Source organism: Cerasicoccus maritimus (genome assembly GCA_031296935.1).
GTDB classification, from domain to species: Bacteria; Verrucomicrobiota; Verrucomicrobiia; order Opitutales; family Cerasicoccaceae; genus Cerasicoccus; species Cerasicoccus maritimus.
Window position 1 is genome coordinate 1 of sequence record JAVDPD010000042.1, and the last position, 25,613, is coordinate 25,613.

General features: G+C 53.2%; 23 protein-coding genes and 1 pseudogene. 4 read left to right on the forward strand and 20 right to left on the reverse strand.

Annotated elements, in window-relative coordinates; genetic code table 11:
- Nucleotides 1-209: pseudogene (locus RBB62_RS19055) on the reverse strand (hypothetical protein); the annotation flags it as partial.
- Between the two features lie 612 nt (nt 210-821).
- Here RBB62_RS19055 and RBB62_RS19060 point away from each other — a divergent pair.
- Nucleotides 822-1,211, forward strand: a complete 390-nt coding sequence (locus tag RBB62_RS19060; RefSeq protein WP_309400838.1) for a hypothetical protein — start codon at nt 822-824, stop codon at nt 1,209-1,211.
- Nucleotides 1,212-1,690: 479 nt separating this feature from the next.
- On the opposite strand, the gene RBB62_RS19065 is transcribed toward RBB62_RS19060, so the two are convergent.
- The 16 genes from RBB62_RS19065 to RBB62_RS19140 all read right to left on the reverse strand — a co-directional run bounded on the left by RBB62_RS19065 (nt 1,691) and on the right by RBB62_RS19140 (nt 19,512).
- Entirely contained in the window at nt 1,691-2,887 is a 1,197-nt protein-coding gene (locus RBB62_RS19065; protein WP_309400839.1) for an FTR1 family iron permease, read from the reverse strand.
- 9 nt (nt 2,888-2,896) lie between these two features.
- Entirely contained in the window at nt 2,897-5,023 is a 2,127-nt protein-coding gene (locus RBB62_RS19070; RefSeq protein ID WP_309400840.1) for a transglutaminase TgpA family protein, read from the reverse strand.
- Nucleotides 4,975-5,778: a DUF58 domain-containing protein gene (locus tag RBB62_RS19075; protein WP_309400841.1), complete on the reverse strand. Its 804-nt coding sequence runs from the start codon at nt 5,776-5,778 to the stop codon at nt 4,975-4,977. The genes RBB62_RS19070 and RBB62_RS19075 overlap by 49 nt, the downstream gene beginning before the upstream one ends.
- A gap of 142 nt (nt 5,779-5,920) precedes the next feature.
- The gene (locus RBB62_RS19080) at nt 5,921-6,853 is read right to left on the reverse strand and encodes an AAA family ATPase (RefSeq protein ID WP_309400843.1); all 933 of its coding nucleotides are present in this window, start codon (nt 6,851-6,853) and stop codon (nt 5,921-5,923) included.
- A gap of 24 nt (nt 6,854-6,877) precedes the next feature.
- Entirely contained in the window at nt 6,878-8,680 is a 1,803-nt protein-coding gene (locus tag RBB62_RS19085) for a type II secretion system protein GspD (protein ID WP_309400844.1), read from the reverse strand.
- A gap of 4 nt (nt 8,681-8,684) precedes the next feature.
- The gene (locus RBB62_RS19090) at nt 8,685-9,164 is read right to left on the reverse strand and encodes a hypothetical protein (RefSeq protein WP_309400845.1); all 480 of its coding nucleotides are present in this window, start codon (nt 9,162-9,164) and stop codon (nt 8,685-8,687) included.
- Nucleotides 9,165-9,218: 54 nt separating this feature from the next.
- Complete coding sequence (locus RBB62_RS19095; protein WP_309400846.1) at nt 9,219-10,457, reverse strand: type II secretion system F family protein; 1,239 nt, start codon at nt 10,455-10,457, stop codon at nt 9,219-9,221.
- 1 nt (nt 10,458) lies between these two features.
- On the reverse strand, nt 10,459-12,108 hold the full coding sequence (locus tag RBB62_RS19100; RefSeq protein WP_309400847.1) for a GspE/PulE family protein: 1,650 nt from the start codon (nt 12,106-12,108) through the stop codon (nt 10,459-10,461).
- On the reverse strand, nt 12,099-13,202 hold the full coding sequence (locus RBB62_RS19105) for a type IV pilus twitching motility protein PilT (protein ID WP_309400849.1): 1,104 nt from the start codon (nt 13,200-13,202) through the stop codon (nt 12,099-12,101). Before RBB62_RS19105 ends, RBB62_RS19100 begins: the two co-directional genes overlap by 10 nt.
- Nucleotides 13,203-13,204: 2 nt before the next feature.
- Nucleotides 13,205-13,846 (reverse strand): hypothetical protein, encoded by a 642-nt coding sequence (locus RBB62_RS19110; RefSeq protein WP_309400850.1) that lies wholly within the window; start codon nt 13,844-13,846, stop codon nt 13,205-13,207.
- Nucleotides 13,836-15,611 (reverse strand): hypothetical protein, encoded by a 1,776-nt coding sequence (locus RBB62_RS19115; RefSeq protein ID WP_309400851.1) that lies wholly within the window; start codon nt 15,609-15,611, stop codon nt 13,836-13,838. Before RBB62_RS19115 ends, RBB62_RS19110 begins: the two co-directional genes overlap by 11 nt.
- Complete coding sequence (locus RBB62_RS19120; RefSeq protein ID WP_309400853.1) at nt 15,598-16,803, reverse strand: prepilin-type N-terminal cleavage/methylation domain-containing protein; 1,206 nt, start codon at nt 16,801-16,803, stop codon at nt 15,598-15,600. The genes RBB62_RS19115 and RBB62_RS19120 overlap by 14 nt, the downstream gene beginning before the upstream one ends.
- Nucleotides 16,800-17,318 carry a hypothetical protein gene (locus RBB62_RS19125; protein ID WP_309400855.1) on the reverse strand — a complete coding sequence of 173 codons (519 nt, stop codon included), beginning with the start codon at nt 17,316-17,318 and terminating at the stop codon, nt 16,800-16,802. Before RBB62_RS19125 ends, RBB62_RS19120 begins: the two co-directional genes overlap by 4 nt.
- Nucleotides 17,319-17,381: 63 nt before the next feature.
- Nucleotides 17,382-18,104, reverse strand: a complete 723-nt coding sequence (locus RBB62_RS19130) for a prepilin-type N-terminal cleavage/methylation domain-containing protein (protein ID WP_309400857.1) — start codon at nt 18,102-18,104, stop codon at nt 17,382-17,384.
- 23 nt (nt 18,105-18,127) lie between these two features.
- Nucleotides 18,128-18,445 carry a hypothetical protein gene (locus RBB62_RS19135; protein WP_309400859.1) on the reverse strand — a complete coding sequence of 106 codons (318 nt, stop codon included), beginning with the start codon at nt 18,443-18,445 and terminating at the stop codon, nt 18,128-18,130.
- Nucleotides 18,446-18,588: 143 nt separating this feature from the next.
- Nucleotides 18,589-19,512 carry a prepilin-type N-terminal cleavage/methylation domain-containing protein gene (locus tag RBB62_RS19140; protein ID WP_309400860.1) on the reverse strand — a complete coding sequence of 308 codons (924 nt, stop codon included), beginning with the start codon at nt 19,510-19,512 and terminating at the stop codon, nt 18,589-18,591.
- Between the two features lie 288 nt (nt 19,513-19,800).
- On the opposite strand from RBB62_RS19140, the gene RBB62_RS19145 reads away from it, so the two are divergent.
- Nucleotides 19,801-21,258 (forward strand): thioredoxin domain-containing protein, encoded by a 1,458-nt coding sequence (locus tag RBB62_RS19145; protein WP_309400861.1) that lies wholly within the window; start codon nt 19,801-19,803, stop codon nt 21,256-21,258.
- Complete coding sequence (locus RBB62_RS19150; protein WP_309400862.1) at nt 21,242-22,183, forward strand: c-type cytochrome domain-containing protein; 942 nt, start codon at nt 21,242-21,244, stop codon at nt 22,181-22,183. The genes RBB62_RS19145 and RBB62_RS19150 overlap by 17 nt, the downstream gene beginning before the upstream one ends.
- A gap of 175 nt (nt 22,184-22,358) precedes the next feature.
- On the opposite strand, the gene RBB62_RS19155 is transcribed toward RBB62_RS19150, so the two are convergent.
- From RBB62_RS19155 to RBB62_RS19165, 3 genes are all read right to left on the reverse strand, one after another.
- Entirely contained in the window at nt 22,359-23,006 is a 648-nt protein-coding gene (locus tag RBB62_RS19155; protein WP_309400864.1) for an IS630 family transposase, read from the reverse strand.
- A complete protein-coding gene (locus tag RBB62_RS19160; protein WP_309400866.1) occupies nt 22,916-23,395 on the reverse strand; it encodes a helix-turn-helix domain-containing protein in 480 nt (159 codons plus the stop codon). The genes RBB62_RS19155 and RBB62_RS19160 overlap by 91 nt, the downstream gene beginning before the upstream one ends.
- 275 nt (nt 23,396-23,670) lie before the next feature.
- Nucleotides 23,671-24,342 carry a polysaccharide deacetylase family protein gene (locus RBB62_RS19165; RefSeq protein ID WP_309400867.1) on the reverse strand — a complete coding sequence of 224 codons (672 nt, stop codon included), beginning with the start codon at nt 24,340-24,342 and terminating at the stop codon, nt 23,671-23,673.
- A gap of 253 nt (nt 24,343-24,595) precedes the next feature.
- On the opposite strand from RBB62_RS19165, the gene RBB62_RS19170 reads away from it, so the two are divergent.
- Entirely contained in the window at nt 24,596-25,327 is a 732-nt protein-coding gene (locus RBB62_RS19170) for a PEP-CTERM sorting domain-containing protein (protein ID WP_309400868.1), read from the forward strand.
- The last annotated feature ends 286 nt before the right edge of the window (nt 25,328-25,613 follow it).

The following is a 25,613-nucleotide window of genomic DNA, read 5'->3' on the forward strand; positions in this document are numbered from 1 at the left end:
AGCACCTTGAGCATCAACACCGGACACCACGGCGGCCTCCCGCCCTTCTTCTGATCCCCGTAAGCCAAATGCTCTTCCAGCACCGGACCAAACGAATCCCACTCGATCACCGCCAACCGATCCAGGCTGCTCTTACGCTGCGAAGCGGTATCCACATGCGACAAAATATCGAACAAATTACTTTGAAAACTCCCAGTTTTTACGCGCATATCTAAAACTATCAGGACACCGTGGAGCTTTCGTGGTTAATCGAAGTGGCATGTAATGAATGTACCAGCAAAATTGCTCTCCGTAATCGACGTTGCGGCTTTTGAGAAACTGCATGGCGCCATTGAAATTATTTTGAGGATCGGGCTCTGCGTTCACGGAAGATAAAGCAGCGAGGCTTAGGGATATGAGGATGAAGGCTGTTTTCATGAATATAACGTGTTTATGAAACGCGTTAGCCTGGGTGTCTTTCGTTTGAATTACAATCCCTATTGGTATGATAGAGAGCCGTTCTTTATCATGCCAAAAATGTATCTTCTTGAATTCGTTTAATATATAGATGTAACCGATCTCAGTGTTTTTCTAATTTGTATAGGACAAAAGAAACAACTTAACTTTGATTAGGGCTTTGGTTAATTGCTATGTGGATAAGTTGATTTCTAGGAATATTAAAAATCCATAGAAGTACATAATTGTCCTTTTGTGATATGGTGTTCATCTTGTATATCCTAATTTTGAACTTTAGTCAAATGATGAAACCCCGTATTTCAGGCTGTTTTGAGTATTTGTTTAATTATCGTTCCTGGTCGAGGATAGGGGAAACAGCTTAATTGATGGAACATTATCAACATCGCCAGATATATCAATCGGAGGGAATCGTAGAGTCCATAGCCTATGAACTGGATGCGGATTATGATTTTCTCAGTTTTTATACGAGTGCCTCCCAACATAGAGAGCGACTGAAGGGAATAGCTAGTTTAAATGACTGGATATCTTTGATTGCTCCTGATGACCTTCCGGGTTATATAATGAACTTGGAGCAAGCAGGTAAACAGACTCAATTGATATCTGCATATCGTTTATTGTTAGATGCAAATAGCCCTATTTGGGTTATGGACTATTCGGAAATATGCAAAGGCGAAGAGGCAGTCACTAAAGGCGTATTTGGGCTGGCAAAGGGCATTGATGAGATCGCCATGCTGATGAAGCGCTATGTTATTTAGGGCACTTCGATTCGCCTTCCATGAGCGAGGCAAGAGCGCTTTTGCTTATGAGCGTGTTGCTCTTGGGCTTGGCCTACAGCCAGATGGAAGGGCTACGTCGTTTGGCTTGAAGCGCCCAGCTGGCAAGCTTAGCGGACACCATCCACTAGGAATGATCAAAATCGGAGCGGCCACCACCCGCAATACGCGACGAGTCCTCATCCATCTGGGCGAAGACCATCTCTTGTAAAAGCTGTCCAGCCAAGTGATCAACTGACTGGTCCCAACATAATGAAGAACTGAGTTGCCCCGACTCGATTAAACAATGGTGGAAGATGGGTCCGCATCACTCAAAGTGATCGGCTATTGTCGCCAAAAAAAGCTGAGCAACTCAAAACAATAATCCGTCCCAAGCGCTTCAAACCGTCAAAATTATGCAAAATGCGGAGTTTGCCACAGACGTTTCTCCACGTAGAAAAAAGGGTCAGCTCGGCTGATCCTTACTGGGCCACAACCGCCTGCTGTTTTTCTGACCACTTCAGCCAAAGCCAGCCTGCGGGAATCGCGGCGAGAATGAGGGCTTGGCCGATCATGGTTTCCCTGGTGGGGAAGATGCCCAGCCAACTGACCATCGGCCAGCCATCGAGCCTAGTGGTCTGCACCAGGCTGCCTACTTGTAGCTCCAGAATTCCCTGTCCGGTAAAGACAAACGCCATCGCAAACAGGAGCACCGCCGTTGAGCCAAAAAACAGACTGATTGGCAACTTGATGGATGCAAAGCGGACAACGAAATAAACCGCGACCAAGCCGACTGCGGCAATTGCCATTCCGATCCACACCGAATTGTTCTGCTCTCCTGAGCCAACCATCAGCGCCTGATAGAACAGGATGGTCTCGGCGCCTTCGCGAAACACCGCTAGAAAAGCCACCAATCCGAGCGCAAACATACTGCCGCCGCTGATGGCCTGATCCATACTTTTCTTCACGAAGGCCTGCCAGCGGTCTGCATCGCGCTTGGCTGTCAGCCAGTAGCTGACATAGACTAGCACCGCTGCGGCGATCAGCATAGTGACGCCTTCGATGACTTCCTGATTCGCGCCGCTCGCCTGGATCACGGAAGTTAGCAGCCAGGCTGCGCCAACGCTCGCAATCAGGGCCAAGCCGCAGCTCCACCAGATCACCTTCACCTTGTCGGAGTAGCCGGAGCGCCGCAGATAGGCCACCAGCGCCGCCACGACGAGCATTGCTTCAATGCCTTCACGGAACAGAATGAGAAACGACTGAACGACGCGCCCCCAGAAGCTCGGCGCCTCTTCGCCACTGGAGTAGTGCTGAACCGCATAGTCCATGTCGACCTTCATCTGCTTCCAAGTTGCTTCAATGCTTTCCTTGGACTCGCTGCGCATGCATTGGCTGATGATCAGGCTGAAGCCGGACTCGATTTTTAACATCGCGTCAGAGCTCTTCAGGTCGAGTGTGAACTCCATGCCACTGCCTTCGAATACATCAAAGTAGAGGCGGGAAAACTCGTTACCAGTCGCGGTAGCGGTTGCCGGAGAATATGCCGCCATTGCAGCATCACCGCGTTCGACAATCGCCGCAACGACAGGTTCGTAATTCTCGGTCAGCCCTTGCTCCGCAAATAAAGCCAAAGGCGCTAGCAGGATCGTGATGAATAATGTGGCGATTGTTTTCATGATCAAAGTTCAGGACATCGCGACGAAGCGCTCGACTTGTCGTTTGAAGTTACTGATGGCTTCAGGTGAGTGTTCGCTGCCGTAGCGAATGTCGATGTAGCGCCCGATGATATCGTTGAGCGCGTCGGCTAGTTCGGGTTTCTCCTGGCAAGCCCGTCGTTGGAAACTGCGTGGGCATTCTTGTGGAGTCTTGGTCAGTCCGAGCTTTTGCAGGCGGTCGCAGAATTGCCCCCACGCCTTCGTGACAGGGTCCAGTCGTGGGCGACCGCGCAGCCACGCAACCAAGAGATAGAGGCTGAGTAGTCCAGCCATGCCGAGTACGCCGCCGATTAGCAAGTCCATCCAGTTGCCTTCTTCGAGGCCGACGCCTTGCAGTATGTCCATCTGACGATCCGGGTCGTATTGGATCACCCATTTTTGCAAGCCGCCGAGTAGGGAGGCAAAATCCGGTAGCTCCCAAGGCGGCGCAGCATGTTCTTTGGCGACGGCAGCAGGCTTGGGCGTGGTGGTTGATTGCTCTGGCTGCGGGGCATCGAAGCCTTCAGGCGTTTCGATTTTCACCTCGGTGATTTCTGCTGGTTGCTCTTGCTTTTCCTCGGTCGGCTTCTTGTCCGGCGGCAGCACAATGTCTTTCGGTTCGGCGCGCACCCAGCCTTTGCCTTCGTGCCAGACTTCCGCCCAGACGTGCGCATCCGAACGTTTTACGATGACAAAGTTCGTCAGCGCAATGATGGTTCCGCCGCGATAACCGCTAACCAGCCGGGCCGGGACGCCGGAAGCGCGCAGCAGCATGACGAAGCTGCCAGCGAGGTATTCGGCGCCACCACGTTTTTCATCGAAGAAATAACGATCCAGCAAATCGGGTCCCGGCGTCAGTAGATGCCCGGCGTCAAATTGATAGTCATTGGCGCGGAGCAAGCTGAAAATCTGCACAACCAGCTCTTCGGAATCTGCATACTTCGCCGCCAGTTCGGCACCGAGCTTGCGCAGGCGGGGGTTGGTTTCCCCTGGCCAAGCCAACGCTCTGGCGCGTTGCTCATCCGTTAGTTCGGAGCCGATGTGGTAATCGAGATACGCCAGCATCGGGAACTTGGGCTCCTGGTCATCAATACTGCGAATGCTCAGGAGCTGGAAATCTTCAGAGATAAACGCCTCGGGCGCTGGTGCCGCCGGGACATCCAGCCCGTAAAGCCAGCGGCCACCGTTGGGCATGACGCGGATGGTGTAGCGCACCGGCGTATCACTCCAGCGCAGCTCTCGATCGAGGTCCTCCTTGGAGCGGATCGCGTGGCGTAGGAGACGGTTTCGATTATTCCAGCCATCGGGTAAGTTCCAGTTTTCGCCGTCAAAATCGTAGAACACCGGACCGCGCCAATACAGACGACTTTTAAATGGCACAGCGCCCTTAAACTCAGCCACGAGAACATTTTGATCATCCTTGCTGGCGTCACTCGTGGCGCCGGGCGCGAGCGTAGTTTCTTTGCCGTAGTCGCCATCGCCGCGGTCCATCAGCGCTTTCACTGGCAATCCGAAAGCCAAGCCAATATCCCAGAGCGGTCCCGGTATTCGTGGAAACGTCAGAAAGAGCAGCAGCATGATGGGCAATGCCAGCACCACCAGTTGCCCGGCAAATCGTAGCGCAAACAGCCGACTGAGAATTGACGGATCGCCATAAATTGCCACGAGGCTGACGGTCAATGCGAAGATAACCACCAGCATGTGCAGGAGGCTCCACAGGTTCTCCCAATAGAGCGCTCCAATGCAGGCGAGGATGACCGCCGCAAAAATCAGCAGTAAGTAATCGCGACGGTTGCGTGACTCCGCCCACTTTAAAAACACCACGGCGATAAAAAAGCTGAGCACCGCCTGACCGCTGAAGAATCCAGTAAAGCTGAACCAAATGCCCAGCACCGTTGAACCGAGTAGAGCAGCGCCCACTGCTTTGCCATACCAGCTTCGTCGCAGAGGCCCAATGTAGTGCAGCGCTGCGCCGGTTGTGGCCACGGCAGCTACCCAGATTGGCAGCGTCAACAAACTTGGCAATGCGGCGAGAGCCAATGTTAACAACACCCAGCTTTGATACTGCTTCACTCGCTTGCCTCCTTCCCACCATAAAGGGCCAGCGCGCGCAGACACTCGCGTTGATGCGGGTCTTCGTTGCCGGGTTCGATGATTAAGCCGGGCAACTCCAGGCCATATTCGCGACCTTGAGCATGCGCATCCAACACCCAGCGGCAAAGCTGCGATAGCTTGGCTTCCACTCCGGCGGCTTGGACATCGTCCCAGCGAAGCCACAACGCAGGCTGGCCTTGAGCGCCGTCAAATTCCTTGGTGTAGAGCTCGTCAAAACGAGCCATGGCTTTCCAGTGAATGTGCGACAGCGGATCACCGGGAGCATAGCGGCGCATGTCGGTGAAAGAGCCGGACTCTGCGCGTAAGTGTGCTTGCTGTCCTTTGGGCCGGTCGTTGATTGGCTGTGCGCCCATGGGCTTGGGGTAGACGAGGCATTCCGGCAAATCATCCGTTGTCAGTTTCGCTCGAAAGATTCCCAAAGGATAACAACTGCTGAGTATCGCATGCTCTGCCGCGATAACGCCGCGTTGCTCCGTCGGTCGTTCGAACAACAGTTCTTCCTGAGCCTGAGGCGGTAAGTGTTGCTCTTTGCCGACTCCATTTGCCATTGCCTGCAATCCATAGCGAAAGCTCCGCATGTGGTTTTCCACACCGAGTCGATAGACTGCGGTTTGCCCGGCGAAGGCTGGCTCGCATCGCCAGTCCGTCAGCGTGAGCCCACGCAAATTAGTCCAGGTAAATCGGGCGCCGACCAAAGCAATGCCCACCAGCAAAAAGCTCATCGCGAAAATAAGATTGTTGCTGAAATTGATGGACATCAAAAACAGGCAAAGAATGAGTCCAAGGAAACTCCAGCCCGCAGCAGTCAGTTGCAAACGCAGTTTGCCCGCGGCTGCTGTTGATCTGCTCAAGGGCAGTTTCAGACTCAGCAAACTTTTTGCTCCGGCGGTCATGGCTTGGTTACTCCACGTTTACCTTTGAGAGAATTTCGTCGCCAATGCGTTCGGCGGACATGCGACCGGCCACTGGCGCCAGTCGATGGCCGACCACCCAAGGCAGCACGACTTGGATGTCGCCTGGGAGCAGCTTGTCCTCGCCATGCAATAGCGCCCATGCCTGCGATGCGCGGAGCAATCCCAAGCCCGCGCGGGAAGAAAGACCATGCACGAAGAGGTCGGAGCTGCGGGTGAATTCCAAAATGCGCTGCAGGTAATCGAGGACGGCGTCGCTCAGCGTAACCTGCTCGACCTGTTGTTGGAGGCTGACTAACGTAAAGGGTTCCAGCACCGGTTTTAAATCGTCCAGCATGCGACGGCGGTCTTCTCCCCGAAACAGCGCGATCTCCGCTTCGCGGTTGGGATAGCCCATCGAGATGCACATCAGAAAGCGATCAAGTTGGGACTCGGGCAGCGGGAACGTGCCAATCTGCTCGGATGGATTTTGGGTTGCGATGACAAAGAATGGTTCGGGCAAATTCCGGGGCGTTCCTTCCACACTGACTTGCCGTTCTTCCATGGCCTCCAGCAGCGCGCTTTGGCATTTCGGCGTGGCGCGGTTGATCTCGTCTGCAAGTAACAGCTGAGAAAATACCGGCCCCTCGTTGTAAACGAACTCACCCTTGTTACGGTCGTAGATTGAGCAGCCAATGATATCGCCGGGCAGTAAATCGCTCGTGAATTGCACGCGTTGATACTGGAGCCCAAGTGCGCCGCCCAAGGCGTGGGCAAGAACGGTTTTGCCCATGCCCGGCAGGTCTTCGATGAGCAGGTGTCCCCGCGCCAGCAGGCAGGCCAGCGAAAGCTTCACTTGCTGTTCTTTGTCCAGAACGATTTCGTTGAGCCGCTTGAGTAGAGGCTCGATTGTTGCTTGCTTTGGTAATTCGATGACTTCCATTTTGGTTCTCTCCCCTGGTAGTAATTATTCCTTCTGCATGTGGCGTTCGAGAAAACGCCCGACCGGCTGTTCTTCGTTTTTCTGATTGAATCGTTCGATGGGCGAAGTCAGGTCCACGCCGAGTTCTTCCATGACTGTTTGCGACGCCATATGCTCTTCCCCCGGAATCGCCAAGACGTAAGGCTGAATCAAAACAATCAGCTCCTCATGGTTTACTTGTTCGGTTTTCTCACTGAAAAGCATGCCCAACAGCGGAATGTCCTTGAGCACCGGTAAGCCGGATTCATTCAAAACGGTTTCCTCCTGGACGAGGCCGCCGAGAATCACGAGCGATTTATCATCGGCGACCAAGGTGCTGGTGACTATCTGTTGGTCCACATCCTGAACCTGCAAATTCAAGTCTGTCCCGTTGCTGGATGTTCCATAGTTGATGGTGCGTAGATTGGGATCGATCTCCGAGCGCTCCTGCATGATGCGCAGTGTAATGGTGCGGTCGGCGTGCACGCGCGGAGTGATCAGCAATGAGAGGCCAATGTTGCGCTCGACCAGCGTTGGCGTCGGTTCGGTCGTACTTTCCACGCCTTGCGAAATCGTCGTTTGCCCTGGCTCAACTTGATCCAGGAACTGGGCGTTTTTCCCAACGAACACATTGGCGGCTTCGTTATCGGCTACGAGCAATGTTGGATTCGCGAGCTGCCGGACATTATCGTTCTTTGCTTCCAGTTTCGCGCGGAGCTTTACATCGTTCGACACGAAGGCAAAGACCGGCGCTCCGGTGGTGTAAGTCGCCAAGCTTTGGGAAATGGACTGAATCGCGCCATCGGCAAACCCGGCATTGAAGTCACCTTCTTCAATCAACCACTCGACGCCGGTTTCCATGCTATCATCCAGCGTTACCGCAAGAACGGTTACCTTGAGCAAGACTTGGCCACGCGGTTTGTCCATCGATTCAATGGCGGCTTTCACTGCTTGGACTGCGTCGCGGTCACTGGAGCGAATCAGCAGGGTATTGATTTCGGGCAATGCAGACAGATAAACCAACGCGATTGGCGCTGCGTCATTCACGTAACCTTCCGAAAGTCGATGCCGCATCTGGGTATCGATCACTGCTTGGCGTTGAATAATGGATTCAATTTGTTGCCGGTCATCGCCAGAATTATAATTGGAGGTTCCGTTCGAACCATAGCTCGAAGAGCGCGATGAGTTGTTCCGGGAGTTGCTGCGATTGTTGTAATTATTGCTGCCGCCGTAACTCGTATTGCTATTCGTGCCAGATGAGCCATCGCTCTGGACGCTGAACTGACTGCGCTGGGCAAGCAGGTCCATGCGGTCCATGGCGTTCTCTAATCGCTCCATCGGGTCGTAGTCACTTTCATCCGGACGCTGCCAGACAATGCGGTCGCGAAAGAGTCCTTTGAGGGTGTCGCCGACGTCATAGACGGATGGGTATTTTACCGTGATGGTTTCGACATAATCCGCCGAATAAAACGTCTGCGACGCAAGGTGCTGTTGGAGCGTGGATATAATCAAAACACCTTCCGGCGAGACATTGAGCCAGAGGTCATGTGCGCGGCACATCGCCTGCAAGCCGACCTGCAGCGTGACGCCCGTGAAGTAGCAGGATACCTCTGTCTTCGAGGCCTGTGGCGTGCAAACGACCGGCAGCCCGGAGACCGTGCTGATTAGGCGAACCGCCTCGCCCAAGGTTTCCGAACGTAAGCTTAGGCATTCGATCCGTTGATTTAAGCGAGGGTCTGCGCCTTGAGCTTGAGCGCCAACCGATACTAGCGCTGTCAAAAATAGAATGAGTGTTTTGGGGAGTCTCATGATGCTATCGGATCGTAATATGTTCTTCCGGGCTTGCTTTAGGCGCGACGATGATGCTGTTGGGCTGGATATCGACCACGAGCAAGTAGCGCTGATCGGAGACCTTCACATTGCGGTTCTTGGAAGCGCTCTTTATGGGCAGTGGAATGAGGTCGCCCACGCTGACAATGTCGCGCACGCCATCCTTGCCACCAGTCTGCACAATCGCACTCGCCGGATAGCCTTCCATGATGAATATCCCCTTGAGCTCAAGTTCCCCAAGGCTGGTTTCGCCGTCCGACTTCGGACCCACTGGATAGATTGGGTCGCCTACATGTTGATAGGACGCCTGAAATGGATCGCGCAAGGGCTGTGCATAGGGTGACGTCGGTTTGGACGTTTTCCCGGTTGGCTCATTGCTTGCGGCGGCTGGCGTTTCGCGGTTGCCCGTCGTGCCATCGGCGCGGAGCTGAGCTACGGCGAGCAGGCATGAGACTATCGCCAAGATGATAGGCAAACGTCGGGCGATACTGGTTTGGATTATTGAATCATGCATAACTTACATTCCTCCTTTGGAGACGGACATAACCGCCTGAAACATCGAAAAATAAACAAAGCCCACCAAGCCACCGACGATCAGGATCAGCACCGGCTCAATCATGGCGGACATTAATTTCACTTTGGCGGCTAGCTCGCTTTGATAGTATTGCCCCACGTCTTCCATCACTACATCTAGCTCGCCGCTTTTCTCGCCGACTGCTGCCATGTGGCGCATCATCAGCGGAAAATGCGGTTGCTCAAATGAGCGCGACAAGGCGCGGCCTACAAGCAATTCGTCGGCGGCTTTCACGAAGCTGTCGCGTATCGCGAGGTTGCCCGCCGCCTTGCCGTTGATGCGTAGCGAGTCGAGCGCCGGCAGCCCACTGCGCAAGAGCAGAGAAAGACTCCAGCCCGCTTGCGCCATGGCGCTGTATTGAATCGCTGTACCAACCAGTGGTAGATTGAGAAATACGCGATCGATGACCTGCTTACCGGCTTCAAATGTGTAGGCGGCAAAAAGCAAAAAGATCAGGACGCCAATGAGCGGGCCCAGGATCTTGCCATAGTGCAAAGTCCAGTCGCCAACATCCAAGAGCATTTGCGTGGACCGCGGCAGCGCGACATTGCGGACTTCCAGAAACGTGGCAAAACGCGGGATAACCCAAATGACCAGGCCGCTCACGACAACAATTGAGGTCATTAGCACAATCATCGGGTAGAACAACGCACTGAGTAGCTGGCGCTTTAGTTCCTTTGTCCGTTCAAGATTCTCCGCGAGGCGAATTAATATCGCATCCAGGTTTCCACTACGTTCGCCAATCGCGACGAGGTTGACCATCAATGGAGAAAAGAGGCGCTTATCCACCGACATGCTAGCGGACAAACTGGAACCGGACTTAATCCGCTCGCCCATCTGATCAATGGCGCGTATCAGGCGTGTTTTCGACTGCATCGTCTTGGCTGCGTTTAGCGCCTGTAAGACGGTGTAGCCCGCGCGCAGCATCAAGGAAAATTGGCGAAAGAAGATAACTAAGTCCCCAGCCATGACGGGAAGCCAGCGCTTTGGATTCAAACCACCGAGCCCTTGGCGAATCCGACTGTCGTTAGCCTCGGAGCGAACGGAGGATTCGCTGATCTCCAGAACAAATATTGATTGCTGGCGCAGCCGAAGCGCCGCGTCTTTTGCGTTCTCGGCTTCGATGCGGCCGCTGGTTGGCTTACCTTGGGCGTCCAGCGCTTTGTATTGGTATTGTGCCATCTTACAACTGGGCCGCCCCCCCCGGCTTGAAGTGCATGATTTCTGAAATTGAGACATCGCCTTGGATCACCTTTTCGCAACAATCCGACCACAGCGTTTTAAGCTCAGTGGCTTGTTGGCGAATCTCTCGCTCGTTGGCACCTTCGGCGATGGCGCTACGCAGGTCTTCATCAACCCAAAGCCCCTCGAAGAACCCAATGCGTCCCACAAAACCCGTGCCCATGCAAAATGAGCAGCCGCCGGGTTCATAAATTTCCAACTGCTCGCCTTCGGGAAGCCCGAGTAATTTTAATTCTTCCGGTTGGGCTAAGCGTGGCTTGCGACAGTGCTTGCAGAGTCGGCGCCCCAGACGTTGCGCGAGCACGCCGATTAAAGTAGAGCCGATCAAGAACCGCTGGGCGCCGATGTCGGCTAGGCGCGTGACAGCGCCCACGGAATCATTGGTGTGCAGGGTCGACATCACCAGGTGTCCGGTCATTGCCGCGCGCAGCGCGATGTCCGCAGTTTCCCGGTCACGAATTTCTCCGACCAGAATCACGTCTGGGTCATGACGCAGGAACGAGCGCAATGCCTCGGCAAAGCCAACTTTGTTACTGACCTGAACCTGTGTAATGCCTGCCAGGGTTTGCTCCACGGGATCCTCCACCGTGAGGACATTGAGCTCATGAATCGCAAGCTCGCGAATGGCCGCATAAAGCGTGGTGGACTTACCACTGCCGGTCGGACCAGTCACGAGGATCATGCCGTGGGGCATCGTGATGGCGCGGCCAAAGCGTTGGCGCATACTGTCTGACATCCCGAGGTCGCCCAGACTAAACTGGCCGGTGTCTTCGCCAAGAATTCGCAAGGTGCAACGCTCACCCCAGCGGGTGGGGATCGTTGCCACACGAATGTCCGACTCGGGGATTCCCCAGTTCATGATGGTGTATTTCATCGCGCCATCCTGCGCCATGCGCTGTTCTGCGATGTCGAGATTGGCGAGCACTTTTACCCGGTTGACGAGGGCTTCTTCGTCGGAGGCAGACAGTACGACCGGGTAATCTTGCAGGTGCCCGTCGACGCGCAGTCGTATGCGCATGCCAGCCTCCTGAGGTTCGAGGTGAATGTCTGATGCGCGGCGCAGATAGGCCTCTTTCATCACATCGTCCATGAGCCGGACCGGATCACGCTCCGATACTGCATCGAGAGCGGGAGATGAGAGTGTGCCTCCATTGCTACCTTGCCCTAGTTGAGATGCAATGGCTTTGCTCAGAGTATCCGGGTCGATCAATGCGGTATCAAACGTTAAGCCGGTGGCGCGTTCAGCTCGCTCGACGCTCAGGCGGTCATCGGGATCAGCCACCGCTAAAATGCGTTCGCCAGCTTTGTCTCGCAAAGGAAACATCTGCCGCCCCTGCCAAATTTTACGCGAAGCCATGCCGAGTATTTCCTGATCGGCCTTGAGCTCTTCTGGCTTGAGGTAGCGCATGCGGCGCACATCCGCGAGTGCCCGATACAGCGCAGCTTCGGGAAAGCGTCCCTCACGTGTCGCGGCTTCCACTAAGCCGAGGCGTTCACGTTTAGCCTTTAGACGAAGCTGCTGCACGTCCTCCGCATTGAGCAAGCCAACGCGGACGCCGGCGTCGATCAAGGTCGCGTCATTTACTGCCATGCCCGTGCGCCTTTCCCGTTAGCCAAAACCATTTGTTGAAAGCTGTCGCAGTCATTGCAGTGTCGCATGGCGACTTCCATCGTAATTTTCTGATCGGCGAGTAAACGTGCCAGAGCTTGATCGAGCGTCCACATCCCTTCTTCCGCGCCGGATTCCATCAGTGCATTGAGCTGTTCCGTTTTCGAAGCGCGTATCATGTGCGCCACCGCTGGCGTTGCTTTGAGCATCTCAACGGCAGGCAGTCGGTTTGGCCCGTTGGCGCTTGGGATGAGCTGCTGGGCAATCACTGCGCGTAGCACCATGGAGAACCGGTGCCTGACCGCTGCCTGCTCATGGCCAGAGAATGCGCCAATGAATCGCTCAACTGCGCCCACGGCGGAGCCGGTGTGCAACGTGGATAAAACAAGGTGGCCGGTTTCCGCTGCAATGATTGCCGTTTGCATCGTTTCCTGATCACGCAATTCGCCAACGAGAATGACATCAGGATCTTGACGCAAACCAGCGCGCACCGCTTCGGCAAAACTCGGAACATCTGTCCCAACCTCCCGGTGATGGATCAGGCTTTTAATGTTTTGGTGGACGAATTCTACGGGGTCTTCAACCGTTAGAATATGGCTATGCCTTGTGCGATTGATTTCATCGATCAGCACGGCTAGCGTTGTCGACTTGCCGCTGCCAGTCACGCCGGTTACCAGAACTAGTCCAGAAGATAGGTTGGCCAACTCTTGCAACTGCGGTGGCAAACCTAGTTCTTGCAGCGAGAGAATGCTTTGATCCAGATGGCGAATCGCCATGGCGGGCTGGCCCATTTCATAGTAACAATTTACTCGGAAGCGCTCGCCGTTGTTCGCCGAATACCCGACATCTGCGGTTTGCCGTTGCTGGAAATCGTCACGTTGACGTGGGCTCATGATTTCCTCTGACATTCTGGCAATTTGCTCAGCACCGAGCACCTCTTCACCATGCGGCCGCAACATGCCCTGAACTCGGAAGCTTACTGGGCGACTCGATGACAAATGCACATCGGAAGCGCCCTGTTGAATGCATCGATCCAACAGTTGCTCCAGTTGATTGTTCGGTGTCTTCGGCGTCATGGCTACAGAGCGATTTCCATTTGAATAAAGAGACCGGGGCTAGCCTCCGGGCTGGTGGACTTCGATTGATTGTTCGGGTTTTTCGAATACAACTTCAGATTCACCACGGCGGCGTGATAGGTGAGTGCGTCGAGCTCGTGGAGGAAATTGAGCAGCGCATAAAACTGTGCGCGGGCAGTGACTTCGATTACCGGGCGTCCAAGCTCGCGATCTACTGGTATTTGCCCGGGCTGGCCGTTGCGGATCACCGAACCTTCGCGCGCCACCGATATCACGTTGACGCCAGTGCGCTCGGCCAAGGTGGAGATCTCCAGCATCAGTTGGTGCTGCTCTTCGGTGGATTCGAGCGAGGCAAACCCGGCGCTCATCGCCGTATACTTTTCGTTCACTGTATGCAATTTGGTGTCGGCCTCAGCGATGCGTTTTTGGATAGTGCGGATAGTTGGGCCGGTTGCGTCGATGCCTTCCAGACCTGTTCGCTTTTCTATTCGGTCTGCGCGCCGATTCAGCATCCTTTCGGATTCAAACAGCTTCTTGCTCGTGCCTAAATAAAACGGTATGTAGAGGGCGATTACGCCGAAACTAATCAGGAGCTGGGTGCGAATGCGGTCCCCGCGAGACATCTTTTTCCATTTATTGATCATGGTGATCCTCCTTCTTAGCCTTGGTTTGAATGAGCCTGACTTTGAGGATGTATCCATCTTCTCCAGTTCGGCTTTGGCCTCGGGATAATCGCACATCTCCCACCTTGTAGTTCCATGGGCCTAATTTTTCATTGAGCAGGTTTCCAAAGAGTTGCCCTTCGGCATCGCGTCGCGCCCAGCCCTCCAGATAGAAGCCATTTCGTTCGTCATTCTCCTCAAGCAGATCTACCACGACATCACGAGGGATTGACTGGACAATTGCTTCAAGTAAGCCAGGGACTAACTCCTGTCGGCGCAGAATCACTTGGTCGAGTAACACCATGCGTCGTTGCTTTTCCAAAATGTCGTTTTCCTTGGCGTTCAGGATTTCTTCTAGTTGATTAATTTCGGACTGGGTCTTAAGCGCCTCTTGCCGAATTTGCATACGCTGTTCATATTCGAGATCCAGCAGGTCCAAACTCAGTTCATTGTCCTCGGTCTTTATGCGCATAGTTGTTTCGATGCTGACCACGGAAATAATCAGCAAGACAATGACTACCCACGGCCAGAACTCCTGCGATTTCCAAACGGGTGGTTGTGGCGGTTGCGCCTCGATGCTCGTTAGATACTTTGCATCACAAAGCTTGAGCGCATGGCGCGTCACACCATGCATTGAAGATGTAACGGTGGCGTCTTCCGCTTTGCTCGGATTCGTGAGTTCTGGACACAGTTCACGGACTTCGATGTCTGCGTGAGCAGTTTGTATTGCTTCGCGCAATGCTGCTTGTATTTCAGCTGGTGCATTGATTGCCACGAGCTTTGCCTCTGGAGGCATTCTTCCCTTGGTGGCCGAGACAATTGAGTCGACCTTGGCTTGCCCGTGGGGGCAGGGCATGATGGTGACGGTTTCGACCTGCGCGCCTTTTACATGGATAATGGCAAATTGCTCCTGCCGTATTTCGATCAGGGCCCCATCGACTTGGCGCCAGTTTATCAAAGGCAGGGATGCGCCCAATTGCGGATAAATCGCGCTACAGAAAACACCATGTTTTTTAAAGGCCTGCACCCATTGGTTTCGCAAGCTATCGCTGATACCTGCGCAATACCAGACATAGCCTTTGTCCTCTTCGATGCTGGATTGCCCGCGGCAGCCGATCGCCAATTCGTCATCCAGCGAGATCAACGGCTCCTGCAAGTTCAGGCATTCTTCCATTTGCTCGCGGCTGACCAGATCACGATAGGCGTTGGCTGCTGAACCGCGTTGACCTCCTGCTGTAACGCCCAGTTCCAGCTCGCGGCGTGACTCGGCGCTCACGTAGCCACGCCCTTGAAGTAACGCGCCGATCGACCAAATGTCATTTTGCTGAACGTAAATCTCTTCAAACTCCCACCGAGCCAACTCTTTCATCTGTGACGGAGGGCGGGGGTGTTTGGGGTCCACGGGCAAGTGGAGAAGGTCGCTGGCAGCGGAGGGAGTAACGAGCACGGCTTTTTTCGGTAGGCGCTTACCGTAACTTTCACGCAATTGGGCCAAGACTTCACCAATTGCGGTTGTGAAGTCAATGGCTGTCGAAAGAGCTGTATCAGAACAATGTAGGTTCCCATTAAAGTAAACTCTTGCAACCAATGCTCTCAAAGAAAATCCATCGCTTTCAAATACTAATAAGCCACGGGGGATGTGTGGCCTGATGGCACCAGTCCCTTTTAATTCCTTATTTATTTTAGAGGCGCTCATTCTGTCATCGATGTTTCCGAGATTCATCAACTCTATGCTATCGAATTTCAAGCGTCATTGGATTTGGCGTCCATCCACCGTGCGGATAAAACCTTACTCTCTTGGTCACAAATTGAGCCGAGCTTGGCCATCCGCTTGTGGCGAGCACATCATCGATATCATCTAAATCTACATTTATATCATTTGTTGTATTGGGATCTCCATCCGCATCGTAAGCTAACACGAGCAAGTGTTCGCCAGCTGGAATGGGTGATGCAGTGGAGATTGTTATATCGAAATCTTGGCTAGCGCTCCATGCCACTGGTGTCGGTATACTACTGTCATAGCCATCCCCGTTATCTAGATTTTGAACAGGTTCAAGTGCTACCGCAAGCGGATGGGTCGTCCAAGTGTCGTCGTCTCCATTTGTGTCGTTCGAATATACGATTAATGCAGCGGTGAAGTTCACAGTTGTGCTAAGTTCAATATTTGAACCCGATTTATTGATCACTTTGATGCGCCCGGACACAGGCAAACTCCAATCATAGCTGTAGATCGGCTGACTAATCCTCATGTCGTCTTCGTATATGTGACCTGTGAGGCTGCCTAGCTCACCGTCCATCCCCAAGCTGTCGACGAAAAAAATCGATTGGTTGTTCGTAGTTACGCACCATCCGTAGTTAGTATCATCGTCGTCGTTACTTTCAGTAGTGCCAAAACCATGGTCAGTAGCACTAGGGCAGGCTAAACTTGTATCGCCCCCCGAACTTCGTTTGGACCCCCATCCGTCTCTAAAACTAACCGGTTTATCTCCAACTTTTGTGGCTGGGAGATAATGGCCACGATGTCCTTTCAGGAATACATAAGGCTTCGGATCACTTAGCGTTTCGAAATCAAACTCATCGGATGTGCCTACGCCAAAAATAGGATACACTTCGCCGTACGTATCATAGTCGTCTGTTCCGTTTTCATCGTAATCTGGGTTTTCAACGAGCTCTCTGATGTTTTCAGGCAGGATGCCGTTATCTACCACAAATCCGCCCTGCAAGCCGTTAGCCCACGTTGCCGGGCTGTTGGGGCCAAGGACTGCAGTACGGATTGCATCAAGGCGATTGCGTGTGTCTTCGTAGCGGACTTGGCTGATGTTGTCATCGACGGTGCTGGTGAGCATCCAGGCAACGGAAGCTAGTATTACGACGACCAACAACAGCTCCAGCAAGGTGAAGCCTTGAGATCGAAGCATCTGAGTTTTCCGCTGCTTCATTGTGCGTCCCCCACGTGTTTGGTCGGCAGGAAATCAACGACCAGGATTGCTGGTCCTTTAGTGTAGTTGTAAAGATGATAGCCAACGAATTCGGCAGAGGCCTCGTCGGGGAGTTCGGCGGTTAGTCTTTCCGCTGCACTCTTTTCGACATAGACTGGGATGATGTCGCCGCTGTCAGATTCGACAAACATTCGATGTTGGATGTCGGGCAGGGGGGTGACGCCCGCGACTTCCAGCGCCGTGTAAACGTAGGCCATTTCCTTGGCTTCCGGGTCACGCTTTTTCTTGGCTTTGAAGCGCACCGGGAGCGCGGGTTTAATGGTCTTTTGCCCGTTAAATTTTTCGACTTCCGCAATGGCTTCGGCAATTAGCTCATCGAACTCGACAGGGACAAAATCCGCAGTGATTGCGTTGGCTTGTTCCTGTTCTGCTGCCTCGGCGTCCGGCTCGGAAGGTTTCTGGCCACAACCGCTCACGAGCAAGGCCGTGGATGCGAGCAACCCAAGCAGCAGCATTGAGCGTATGCGCTTTAGGTAGGTGAATGGGCTAGGTCGTGAGTTCAGATTTGCCATTTCAAATTAATAAATTTCGAGTCGCACGTCGTCATCCGTGCCATATTCACCATCCAGGCCCATACTGATGAGGAATGGTTGGTCATCCAAAGAGAAGATTAGGTATGGGCGGCCCCATTTTTCGAGCTCTGCGCCATCTACTGTGTCGCTCCAGCCCAGTAAATTGTTGGTTGTTACACTGTGTTCAAATGGGTCGGCAATACCGTCGACATTGGTAATCGTTGTGCCGAGTAATGGATCTCCCAAGGCATCGCCTGCGGCAGTATCGGGGTCGTCGTTGATGTCGTCGCGGATGTCGACGTAGCCTTCGCCGTAGCCGGATAAGTAGGGACCACGCCAACCACGTCCGGTGTCAGGGTCCCAGGTTTCCAGTTGGTGTCCGGTCCCGTCCAGAGGGCTGTTTGTGCTCATGAGCTGATCGAAATTTGCGGGCGAGTAAAACCACCTTGTTTTTTCCGTATCACTGCTCCCGGCACGTGCTGGCAAATCGTCAATATTCACGGAACCGCCGTCAGTCGAAAGCGCAAAGGGGCCTGTCTTGGGATAGTAGCCGGTATCCTGCTTGAACTGACGCATCGCCTTGGCAATTTCCAGCATCTCAACGCGGACCAGGCGGTCGCTGCTGTCCTCGCTGACCCCGCGATAAGTTCCTGTTGCGACAAAAGCGACTGCCGCCAGGACGGATACCACGACGAGAAGCTCAAGCAGCGTAAAGCCGCGAGGAGCCAAAGTCCTGCGGCTATGGTGTTTTTTTATTCCGTGCATGCGTCTCTCGCTTCCTCGAGGGGAGCTTTAAATTCGGCGCCGTATTTGCGACGTGCTTTGTTGATCGCGGTTTTTTCGTCGGCGCCAGCATTCATGAGCGCCGCCATGTAGTTGTAGGGATCGGCGTCGACGGATTTCTTCATTTCGTTGGCAAAGCAATCTGCTTGAGCAGCAGGCATGCCGCTTTTGATCAATCCAGCTTTCATCTCATCGACCTTGGGGCGACTGCATCCGGCGATGCCTAGCAAGGTAATTAGCAAACAGCTGATTGTGGCAATGCGCATCTGGTATTCATTTTTCTTCATGGCTATCTGGCATTGAAGGCTTTAAAGCCGACTAAAGCCCGAACCGCTTGAGGCCATCGCCTTTCGTGGTTCGAGCTCGTCAGCTCCTGAAAGCGACCGGGCGGGGTTTCCCCCACACCGGCCTGCTCAGGCTGATAAGGTGATTAGATGGTGTTGCGGGTGCCGTCCCACTCGCCAAGTTCTTCTTCCTTGGTGTCAAGGGCGCCATCGACGATCGTTACGAGTTCCACTTGGTCACCTGCGGTAATGCTGCCAGAGCCATCATAGGCGCCGACATTCCAGACTGCAATGAAACGACCATATTCGTCTGGGCCAACGTGGCGATATACCGGAACAGTCGTCATACCACCAAGCTCATTGGCGTCGAATAGTGTGGACGATGGCCCAATGCCGGTCAGCAGGTATGCGGTGGAATCAGCCGTTGCGAGGTTGGAGCCGTCAAATTCGGTTCCGCTCTCAGGCTGGCCAGTTAGGCGTTCGCTGCCGCCTTGCCACCAGACACCCATGTAGGCTGCCGCGCCATCCATATCCTGGCTGAATCCGCAACCATTGGCGTCAGGGCTCATGAAGATGTTGCCTGCCACGACTGCATTGCCACGTGAGTTGACCACTGCTGCCAAGTCCGAGCAGCTAACTGGGGAATCAGCAGGAGTTACCGTGGTATCAACATACTGTAGCGCTGTGATGCCACCTGCTGACATGACCTCTTGGACATCGGTAGGAATCGCCATCAAATAGGCATCTCCAGAACCATCAGACTCGATGCTGAATCCGGCAATTTCCAAACCAACTCCGGCAGTGGCGTCACCCGCTGTGCCGGTTTGCACTAAAGAATCTAAGTTGGAGGGAAGCTCATTCTTTTTGAGAATACGGTAGCTGCGGATGCCCTTATTGAGCTCGTCCATCATGGCGACATGAGCTGCGGCGGATGCACGGGCATCGGTGTCTTTCAAGGCAATCGTAGCCGTGCCAGCGACGGCAGCCAGAATGGCCACGACAACTAGCAGTTCGAGCAGTGTGAAACCACCGCGCTTGTTGGATTTAAGTGTTTTCTCCTTCATCATCATAATAATAATTTATGTTTTCAGTCAAATTCATTGCCAGCGTAGTGTTACGGCGAATGAACTGTGGACATGAAAACCAGTCTCAAGAGGGTGCGTCAAATATTTTCTTGATATTGAGTTTCATTAACCAAAGGATCATACACTGCATCAGCATAGCTAATATGTTGGAGGTTGATCCTTGTTAATTGCATGAAATGCATTAGCAAAATGGAACAGAAGCCGCTTGACTATAAGCCGCATGTTTATTGGGAAATGAATTTCTAAATCGAAATTAAGATAAGCTGATAAAAAATGGAATCGCGAGGTCTACAGCAGCGACAGCCCTTCGTCATCGCCATGGTTTTGGCGGGCATCGCAGTGGCTTCCTTATCGGCGCTGGAAGCGAAGATTCCCGCGATTGCCGAGTTTTGCGGTTTGCTGGGAGATGGCTGCCACAATGCGCATGAATACAGGCTTTTCGGGCTTTCTCTCGCTCCATGGGGTATGCTGTTTTACGGCGTGATGGGTATGCTTTGCCTGCACCGGCGGCAGTGGGTGTTCTGGGGGGCAATTGTCGGGTTTGGCTTTGAATTGGCCCTTGTGCGCATCATGATCGAAAACGACTTTGTCTGCGTATTCTGCGCGGCGAATTTTCTGGTGATGCTGATCATTTGGATCCTGGAATTTGATACAAAACGACTTTGGGAAATGGCGGCCCTAGGGCTGCTCTCGTTCACTTTGGCAGGATCTCTCATTACCGATGGGCAGTTGGTGAAACCAAATAATGAGACTCAGGTTCTGGCTTTGGTGGACGGGACTCCTATCTGGCTAGATGAGATTGAGCGTCCATTAAGTGCTCCTTTGCATCGGCATGAACTGAAAATCTACGAACTGAAAAACGCGCTGCTCCAGAACCGCATCAACGACCGCTTGCTGGAAGTCGATGCTGAAAATCGAGGTATTTCCGTGGATGAGCTCTTGCGCGAGATTCGCAGCAAGATACCGTTGCCTGCCTCGCATATCGTGGATCATTATTACGAATCAGGCTTGTATCGTAGTCTCGGCGAATGGACAGGAACTGAGGCGGAGGTTAAAGACCACATTCGCGTGGCATTGCATGAGCGGGATAGCTCACCGCTGGTACTCAACTATTTCGAACTCTTGCGTCAAAAGTACCCGGTAGAAATCTTTTTAGCGCCGCCGACACTGCCATCCACGCGGGTGCGTATCGATGGCGCGCCGAGCATTGGCCCAGCGGATGCCTTGGTTACGGTCGTGGAGTTTTCCGATTACCTTTGCCCGTCTTGCCGGAAGTCGCACGCAGTCACACAGAAAGTAAAGGATAAGTATGCGGGTAAAATTCGTTGGGTTTTTAAAGATTATCCGCTGAAAAGACACCCGGGCGCGAGGGAACTGGCCCTTGCCGCGCGCTATGCTGATACTCAGGGGACATTTTGGAGGTTTCAGGATGAGTTGTTTGCTGCTGAAAAACCAGATATGCAGCAGGTTGGAATCCTTGCTGAAGAACTTGGGCTGGATGTCGATTTACTTCAGCAATTCGTCAACGATCCAGTCCAGCGATCTGCCTTGGAGCAGGATATTGTTGCTGCTCGTGAAGCGGGTGTCAGCGCGACCCCAACTTATATTATCAATGGCAAAATGCGCAGCGGCGCACCTTCGTTTGAGGAGTTCAGTGAGCTAATCGATCAAGCTTTGGCTGAGGCGCAAGAGTTGCCAAAAATGGAGAGTGCAGATGGCCAAGGCAGATAAGCGAGAATCAGAATTAGGGGATCGGGTGGAGTTCAAAAAACACACGAGCTCGAAGCGTTTATTACTACTTCCATTTTTGGCCTGTAGCCCGCTTGCCTTATTGCTTTTGAAAGGCGCTCCGCTCGAATGGTCTGTATTTTTCGGGCGTTTGCATCTGGCCATGCTTCACCTGCCAATTGGAATTTTACTCTTGGTAGCATTGATGGAGCTGGTGACGCTGCTTAGCCGTGGAAGGCTCAGCTATCGCACTGACCTCCCTGTTTTTGTTGCGGCATTTACGACGGTCGCCTCTACGGTCTGTGGCATTTTGTTGGCGGATAGTGAAGCTTCCACTGGGCCGCTGATCACGAGCCATTTACGCTGGGGCATCGCGACAGCTGTATTCACGGTTTTGGCGTTGGCTTTTCGTTGCGCCCCTAATTACCAACTTGGTAAATTGTGGCCTTGGGCTTATCAAACCGCATTACTCGTAGCTTGCGGAATGCTTATTTGGACTGGTCATCAAGGCGGGAGCATTACACATGGTGAGCAGTTTTTGACCGAGCGTATTCCCTGGAGATCGACGCCCTTGGCTAAAGGAGCAGTCGAGATTCCACCACCAGGAGCTCCAGTTTATTATGAGCCGACGATGGCTGCTCTTTTTGCGGCAAAATGTAATTCCTGCCACAAGCAAGCTTACTTCAAGGGAGGCTTAATCATGGACAGTTACGAAGCGTTGTTGCGCGGAGGTGACTCCGGTGCCTGCGTGCTTCCCGGTCAGAGTGCCTCCAGTACGATCATTACCAGTATTCTGTTACCCATTTCAGACGACGACCATATGCCGCCCAAAGACAAGTCCCAGTTAACTGCCCAAGAAGTGGAAGCCATCGAGCGCTGGGTTCAGGGCGGCGCTCTGCGAAGCATGCTTGATAATGCGAGCAGATGATCATTACGCCATGCGGTTTGATTGAGCTAGACACCGATGAGTTTGGTTATCTTCAAATACCAAATGCAACGAGCAATCAAAGCCATTGAAGTAGAACGCTGACGCAGATCTGATCCTCGACAAGGTTCATCGTTTATGTAATACTGATTCTCACTAAGTTGAGAGTTTCTAAATTTCATGAAACGTTTGCTGAAGCGCGTGCCCATCCATTACCAACGAGCTTGATGACACGCCTCTTGTCTGCCCACCAGTCTTCTAGGTGTGCTGCGACGACTTGGTCTAGGGTTTCGATGCTTGGCCACAGTTTGTTGGCGGTGTGATCTTGGATGAGATCCCAGAGTTTCTCGATCGGGTTGAGCTCTGGGCTATACGCTGGCAGCATGATCGTGTGGACTCCCTCGGGGATCTTCGGGTGGCTGTCTTCGCTCGGATGGAAGCCCGCACCGTCCCAGACAACGACGTGCTCCTGCTCGGGAAACTCAGCCTTGATTTGTTCCAGGAAGGCCTGTGTCCAGTCGAGATTGACGCTCGGGGTTTGGATGAAAACAGCTTCGCCATCGACGATGTCGAGCGCCCCGTAACAGTAGCTCCACGTATATTTACTCTGCCATAGCTTGTGCGAACGATGCCCTTTGAGCGTCCAGACCCGACGCAGGTTTGGTAGCAGTCCATAGCGACTCTCGTCGGCGAGCCACACCTTGACTGGCAACGACTTACGAAGCGGAAATGCCTTCAGTTTGCCATAAAACGAACGCTTAAACTTTTCCGCTTTGATCGGGTTCCTCTTCTCGTGGACGGGGCGCGGTTCCGAGCGAAGCGACAAAGACCGGACGCGTTGGCGGACCGGACCACCTGCAGCACCCCAGCCACTTTTTTTAACCAGCGCCAAACCGTTTTGTAGCTAAAGCGACGGCCAAAATGACTTTCAAGCTGCTGCTGAGCTTGCACGGCGGTGTTCCAGCGAGACGCTGCCAGGCCTTTCTTCAGAAACGCCTGCACATCTTCGTCGTAGTTGACCGATTTGGTGCCTTTGTAGCCACGATTTAAGACAGCCTTTAGACTGCCTTCGCGATAAGTCGCAAACCAACGATAAATCGTTGCCTTGCTCTTACCCACCGCTTCAGAGATGTCATCATCGCTGTTGCCAGGGTCGAACCCTAAACGCAACGCCACCAAGCGCTGCGTTCGCCATCCCGCTGCCTCTGTCTTCAACAGAGCCTGATTACGCTCACGATCTATATCGTTGCCTAAATGTCGTTTCCTCACAAAAACACTAAAGCAAACATCGTGCTCAATGTCTCAATTTAAACGAGAAAAGGTTTAAAATCCACCAACAAGACCCAGCAGCGGACCAAACCACTGCCACAAAACTCCAATACCCCCGAAAAATCACCGGCTCATATCAAAAATCACCAATAGACCACGCAGATACCAAATGCTCGACAAACATAACGCTTAAAGGAAAACCAAAAAAAGCCGACAGGCTGCTAGACCTGCGTCGTCACGCCGAATAGCTCAGGCAGTTCTGCCCATTCGGTGTCCGGGTCTGCAGTGATGCGGGCGATCTGCTTGTCCATCGCCGTCCATTGCTCCTCGGTGCAGATTTCGTAACTGTGCCCCCAGAAGTAGAACACGCCGCAGTTAGATGCTTTGGCCTGTTCGTAGAGCTCCCAGAAATTGTCTTTATGGAAATGGCAATCAGGGTGGAAGAACATCGGGTCTTCCGCGGGCCAGCAGGGCGTGGTGTTTTTAGTCGTGCGCGCATAGCAATGCCCGGCTTCACGGACGACATCAGCGGTGGCGGCGTCGCAATCGCCAAAGGGATACACGAAGCCGTGGATCGGCCGTTGAAACCAGTCTTGGAGAATTTTGCGCGCATCGAAGACTTCATCGCGCCAGTCACTGAGCGGAATGCGCGTTGGCCAGGGGTGGCTCTGGCTGTGGTTGGCAATCGTGAAGCCTGCGTAAACTGCGGCTAGCTCACTCTTGGCCAAACGCTCAATCGTCTTGCCCCAGCGCTCGCTGAAACCGCCGTTGCGCTCCGCTCGGTGCGTCTGCGGATTCAGGTTAAAAGACGCTTTGGCACCGTGTTTACGGAAGATATCGGTGAGGCGGATGTCGTCATTGACGCCATCGTCCCAGCACTGAACGACTTTCATGGACATGTTGGAAGTTGGGTTAAGAGAGGGAGTGGTAAAACGCTAATACATTATGTGTGCGGGATTGTCTCTGCTTGGCAATGCAAGAGCCTGCTCAAACAAAATATTGGACCAAGAGCTATGTAACGGGGCTATGCACGTCTGGCCACTATAATTCTGTGACTGTAACATGGTGGTAGCTCTTAACAAATTTCGGAGGCCATTCTACTTCTTGTTTCAAGTTTAACGGCCTCATCAGTTAACCCCTAAAAATATGAAAAATATAAAGACTTCATCTCTCGCCATTTTGCTAATTGGGACCGCCTCATTGTCAGCTAGCACGGTCTTCCTTGATTTTGGCGGTTCGGTTGGCACCTTCCAAGAGACGGACACCGGCAACGGCAACTTCTGGAATATTGTTGGCACGTCCACGTCTTCCACCAGTGCTTTGGTTACATCGGACAATAGCGCGAGTGGCATCACTTACACCGTGGACGCTGGTTTCAACGGGACAAACTCGGGGGGCGTTTCTTCACCCAGCACGAGCCTACTTGGCGACTTGGCAGTCGGCCAGGCAACCGCTGATTATGGCTTCGTTCAGGGCTTCATTGGTTTTTCCAATTCGGCAAGCTTAACGCTCTCCGGCCTGGATACCAACGCGACCTACACCTTCACCTTCTTTGGTTCGCGCTCGGCTTCGGATACTCGCGAAACTCAATACCAAGTCGTTGGCCTGACCACGGAGTCCACATCGTTAACCACGTCTGGCACTGGAATCTCCAGTAATGGCTCCGCCAATTACAATGACGATACGGTTGGCATCATTGCCAGCATTAGCCCAAATGCCAGTGGCGAGATTACGATCAACGTTGGTCGTGGCGCTTCCGGTAGTTTTGGTTATCTGAACGCGATGCAGGTAACTACGGTGATCCCTGAGCCGGGTACTTACGCTTTGCTCGCGGGCCTCGGAGGCATGACTTTGGTGGCGATGCGTCGCCGCCGTTAGGCAAATTGATTGCTTAAGTTTAAGCCCGGTTCCTGGGGGGGAGCCGGGCTATTTCTTTGCTCGAGTCTGTCAGTTCCTTTAGCGCTTATGCCGATGCAGAGAAACCAACCCCAGAGTGGCTACTCCAGCCAGTAGCACGTACGTTTGCGGCTCGGACACCAGGGGCATGATGCTGACCGAATCGCTACTGTAATTCACTCCCTAGCAGTCTGTCGGATTTGATGGCCTAGCTTTACTGAAGTTGATTTGTTGCTCGGATGGATTTTGTGACAGTAGATCGTGACAC

What these genes read in the sequence shown, in the direction of transcription:
- RBB62_RS19065 (WP_309400839.1), bottom strand. Translation starts at nt 2,887, where the DNA reads ATGAAAACAATCGCCACATTATTCATCACGATCCTGCTAGCGCCTTTG.
- RBB62_RS19100 (WP_309400847.1), bottom strand. Translation starts at nt 12,108, where the DNA reads ATGGCAGTAAATGACGCGACCTTGATCGACGCCGGCGTCCGCGTTGGC.
- RBB62_RS19125 (WP_309400855.1), bottom strand. Translation starts at nt 17,318, where the DNA reads ATGCTGCTGCTTGGGTTGCTCGCATCCACGGCCTTGCTCGTGAGCGGT.
- RBB62_RS19105 (WP_309400849.1), bottom strand. Translation starts at nt 13,202, where the DNA reads ATGACGCCGAAGACACCGAACAATCAACTGGAGCAACTGTTGGATCGA.
- RBB62_RS19085 (WP_309400844.1), bottom strand. Translation starts at nt 8,680, where the DNA reads ATGAGACTCCCCAAAACACTCATTCTATTTTTGACAGCGCTAGTATCG.
- RBB62_RS19110 (WP_309400850.1), bottom strand. Translation starts at nt 13,846, where the DNA reads ATGATCAATAAATGGAAAAAGATGTCTCGCGGGGACCGCATTCGCACC.
- RBB62_RS19075 (WP_309400841.1), bottom strand. Translation starts at nt 5,778, where the DNA reads ATGTCCATCAATTTCAGCAACAATCTTATTTTCGCGATGAGCTTTTTG.
- RBB62_RS19095 (WP_309400846.1), bottom strand. Translation starts at nt 10,457, where the DNA reads ATGGCACAATACCAATACAAAGCGCTGGACGCCCAAGGTAAGCCAACC.
- RBB62_RS19145 (WP_309400861.1), top strand. Translation starts at nt 19,801, where the DNA reads ATGGAATCGCGAGGTCTACAGCAGCGACAGCCCTTCGTCATCGCCATG.
- RBB62_RS19165 (WP_309400867.1), bottom strand. Translation starts at nt 24,342, where the DNA reads ATGAAAGTCGTTCAGTGCTGGGACGATGGCGTCAATGACGACATCCGC.
- RBB62_RS19135 (WP_309400859.1), bottom strand. Translation starts at nt 18,445, where the DNA reads ATGAAGAAAAATGAATACCAGATGCGCATTGCCACAATCAGCTGTTTG.
- RBB62_RS19120 (WP_309400853.1), bottom strand. Translation starts at nt 16,803, where the DNA reads ATGAAGCAGCGGAAAACTCAGATGCTTCGATCTCAAGGCTTCACCTTG.
- RBB62_RS19060 (WP_309400838.1), top strand. Translation starts at nt 822, where the DNA reads ATGGAACATTATCAACATCGCCAGATATATCAATCGGAGGGAATCGTA.
- RBB62_RS19150 (WP_309400862.1), top strand. Translation starts at nt 21,242, where the DNA reads ATGGCCAAGGCAGATAAGCGAGAATCAGAATTAGGGGATCGGGTGGAG.
- RBB62_RS19140 (WP_309400860.1), bottom strand. Translation starts at nt 19,512, where the DNA reads ATGATGATGAAGGAGAAAACACTTAAATCCAACAAGCGCGGTGGTTTC.
- RBB62_RS19170 (WP_309400868.1), top strand. Translation starts at nt 24,596, where the DNA reads ATGAAAAATATAAAGACTTCATCTCTCGCCATTTTGCTAATTGGGACC.
- RBB62_RS19080 (WP_309400843.1), bottom strand. Translation starts at nt 6,853, where the DNA reads ATGGAAGTCATCGAATTACCAAAGCAAGCAACAATCGAGCCTCTACTC.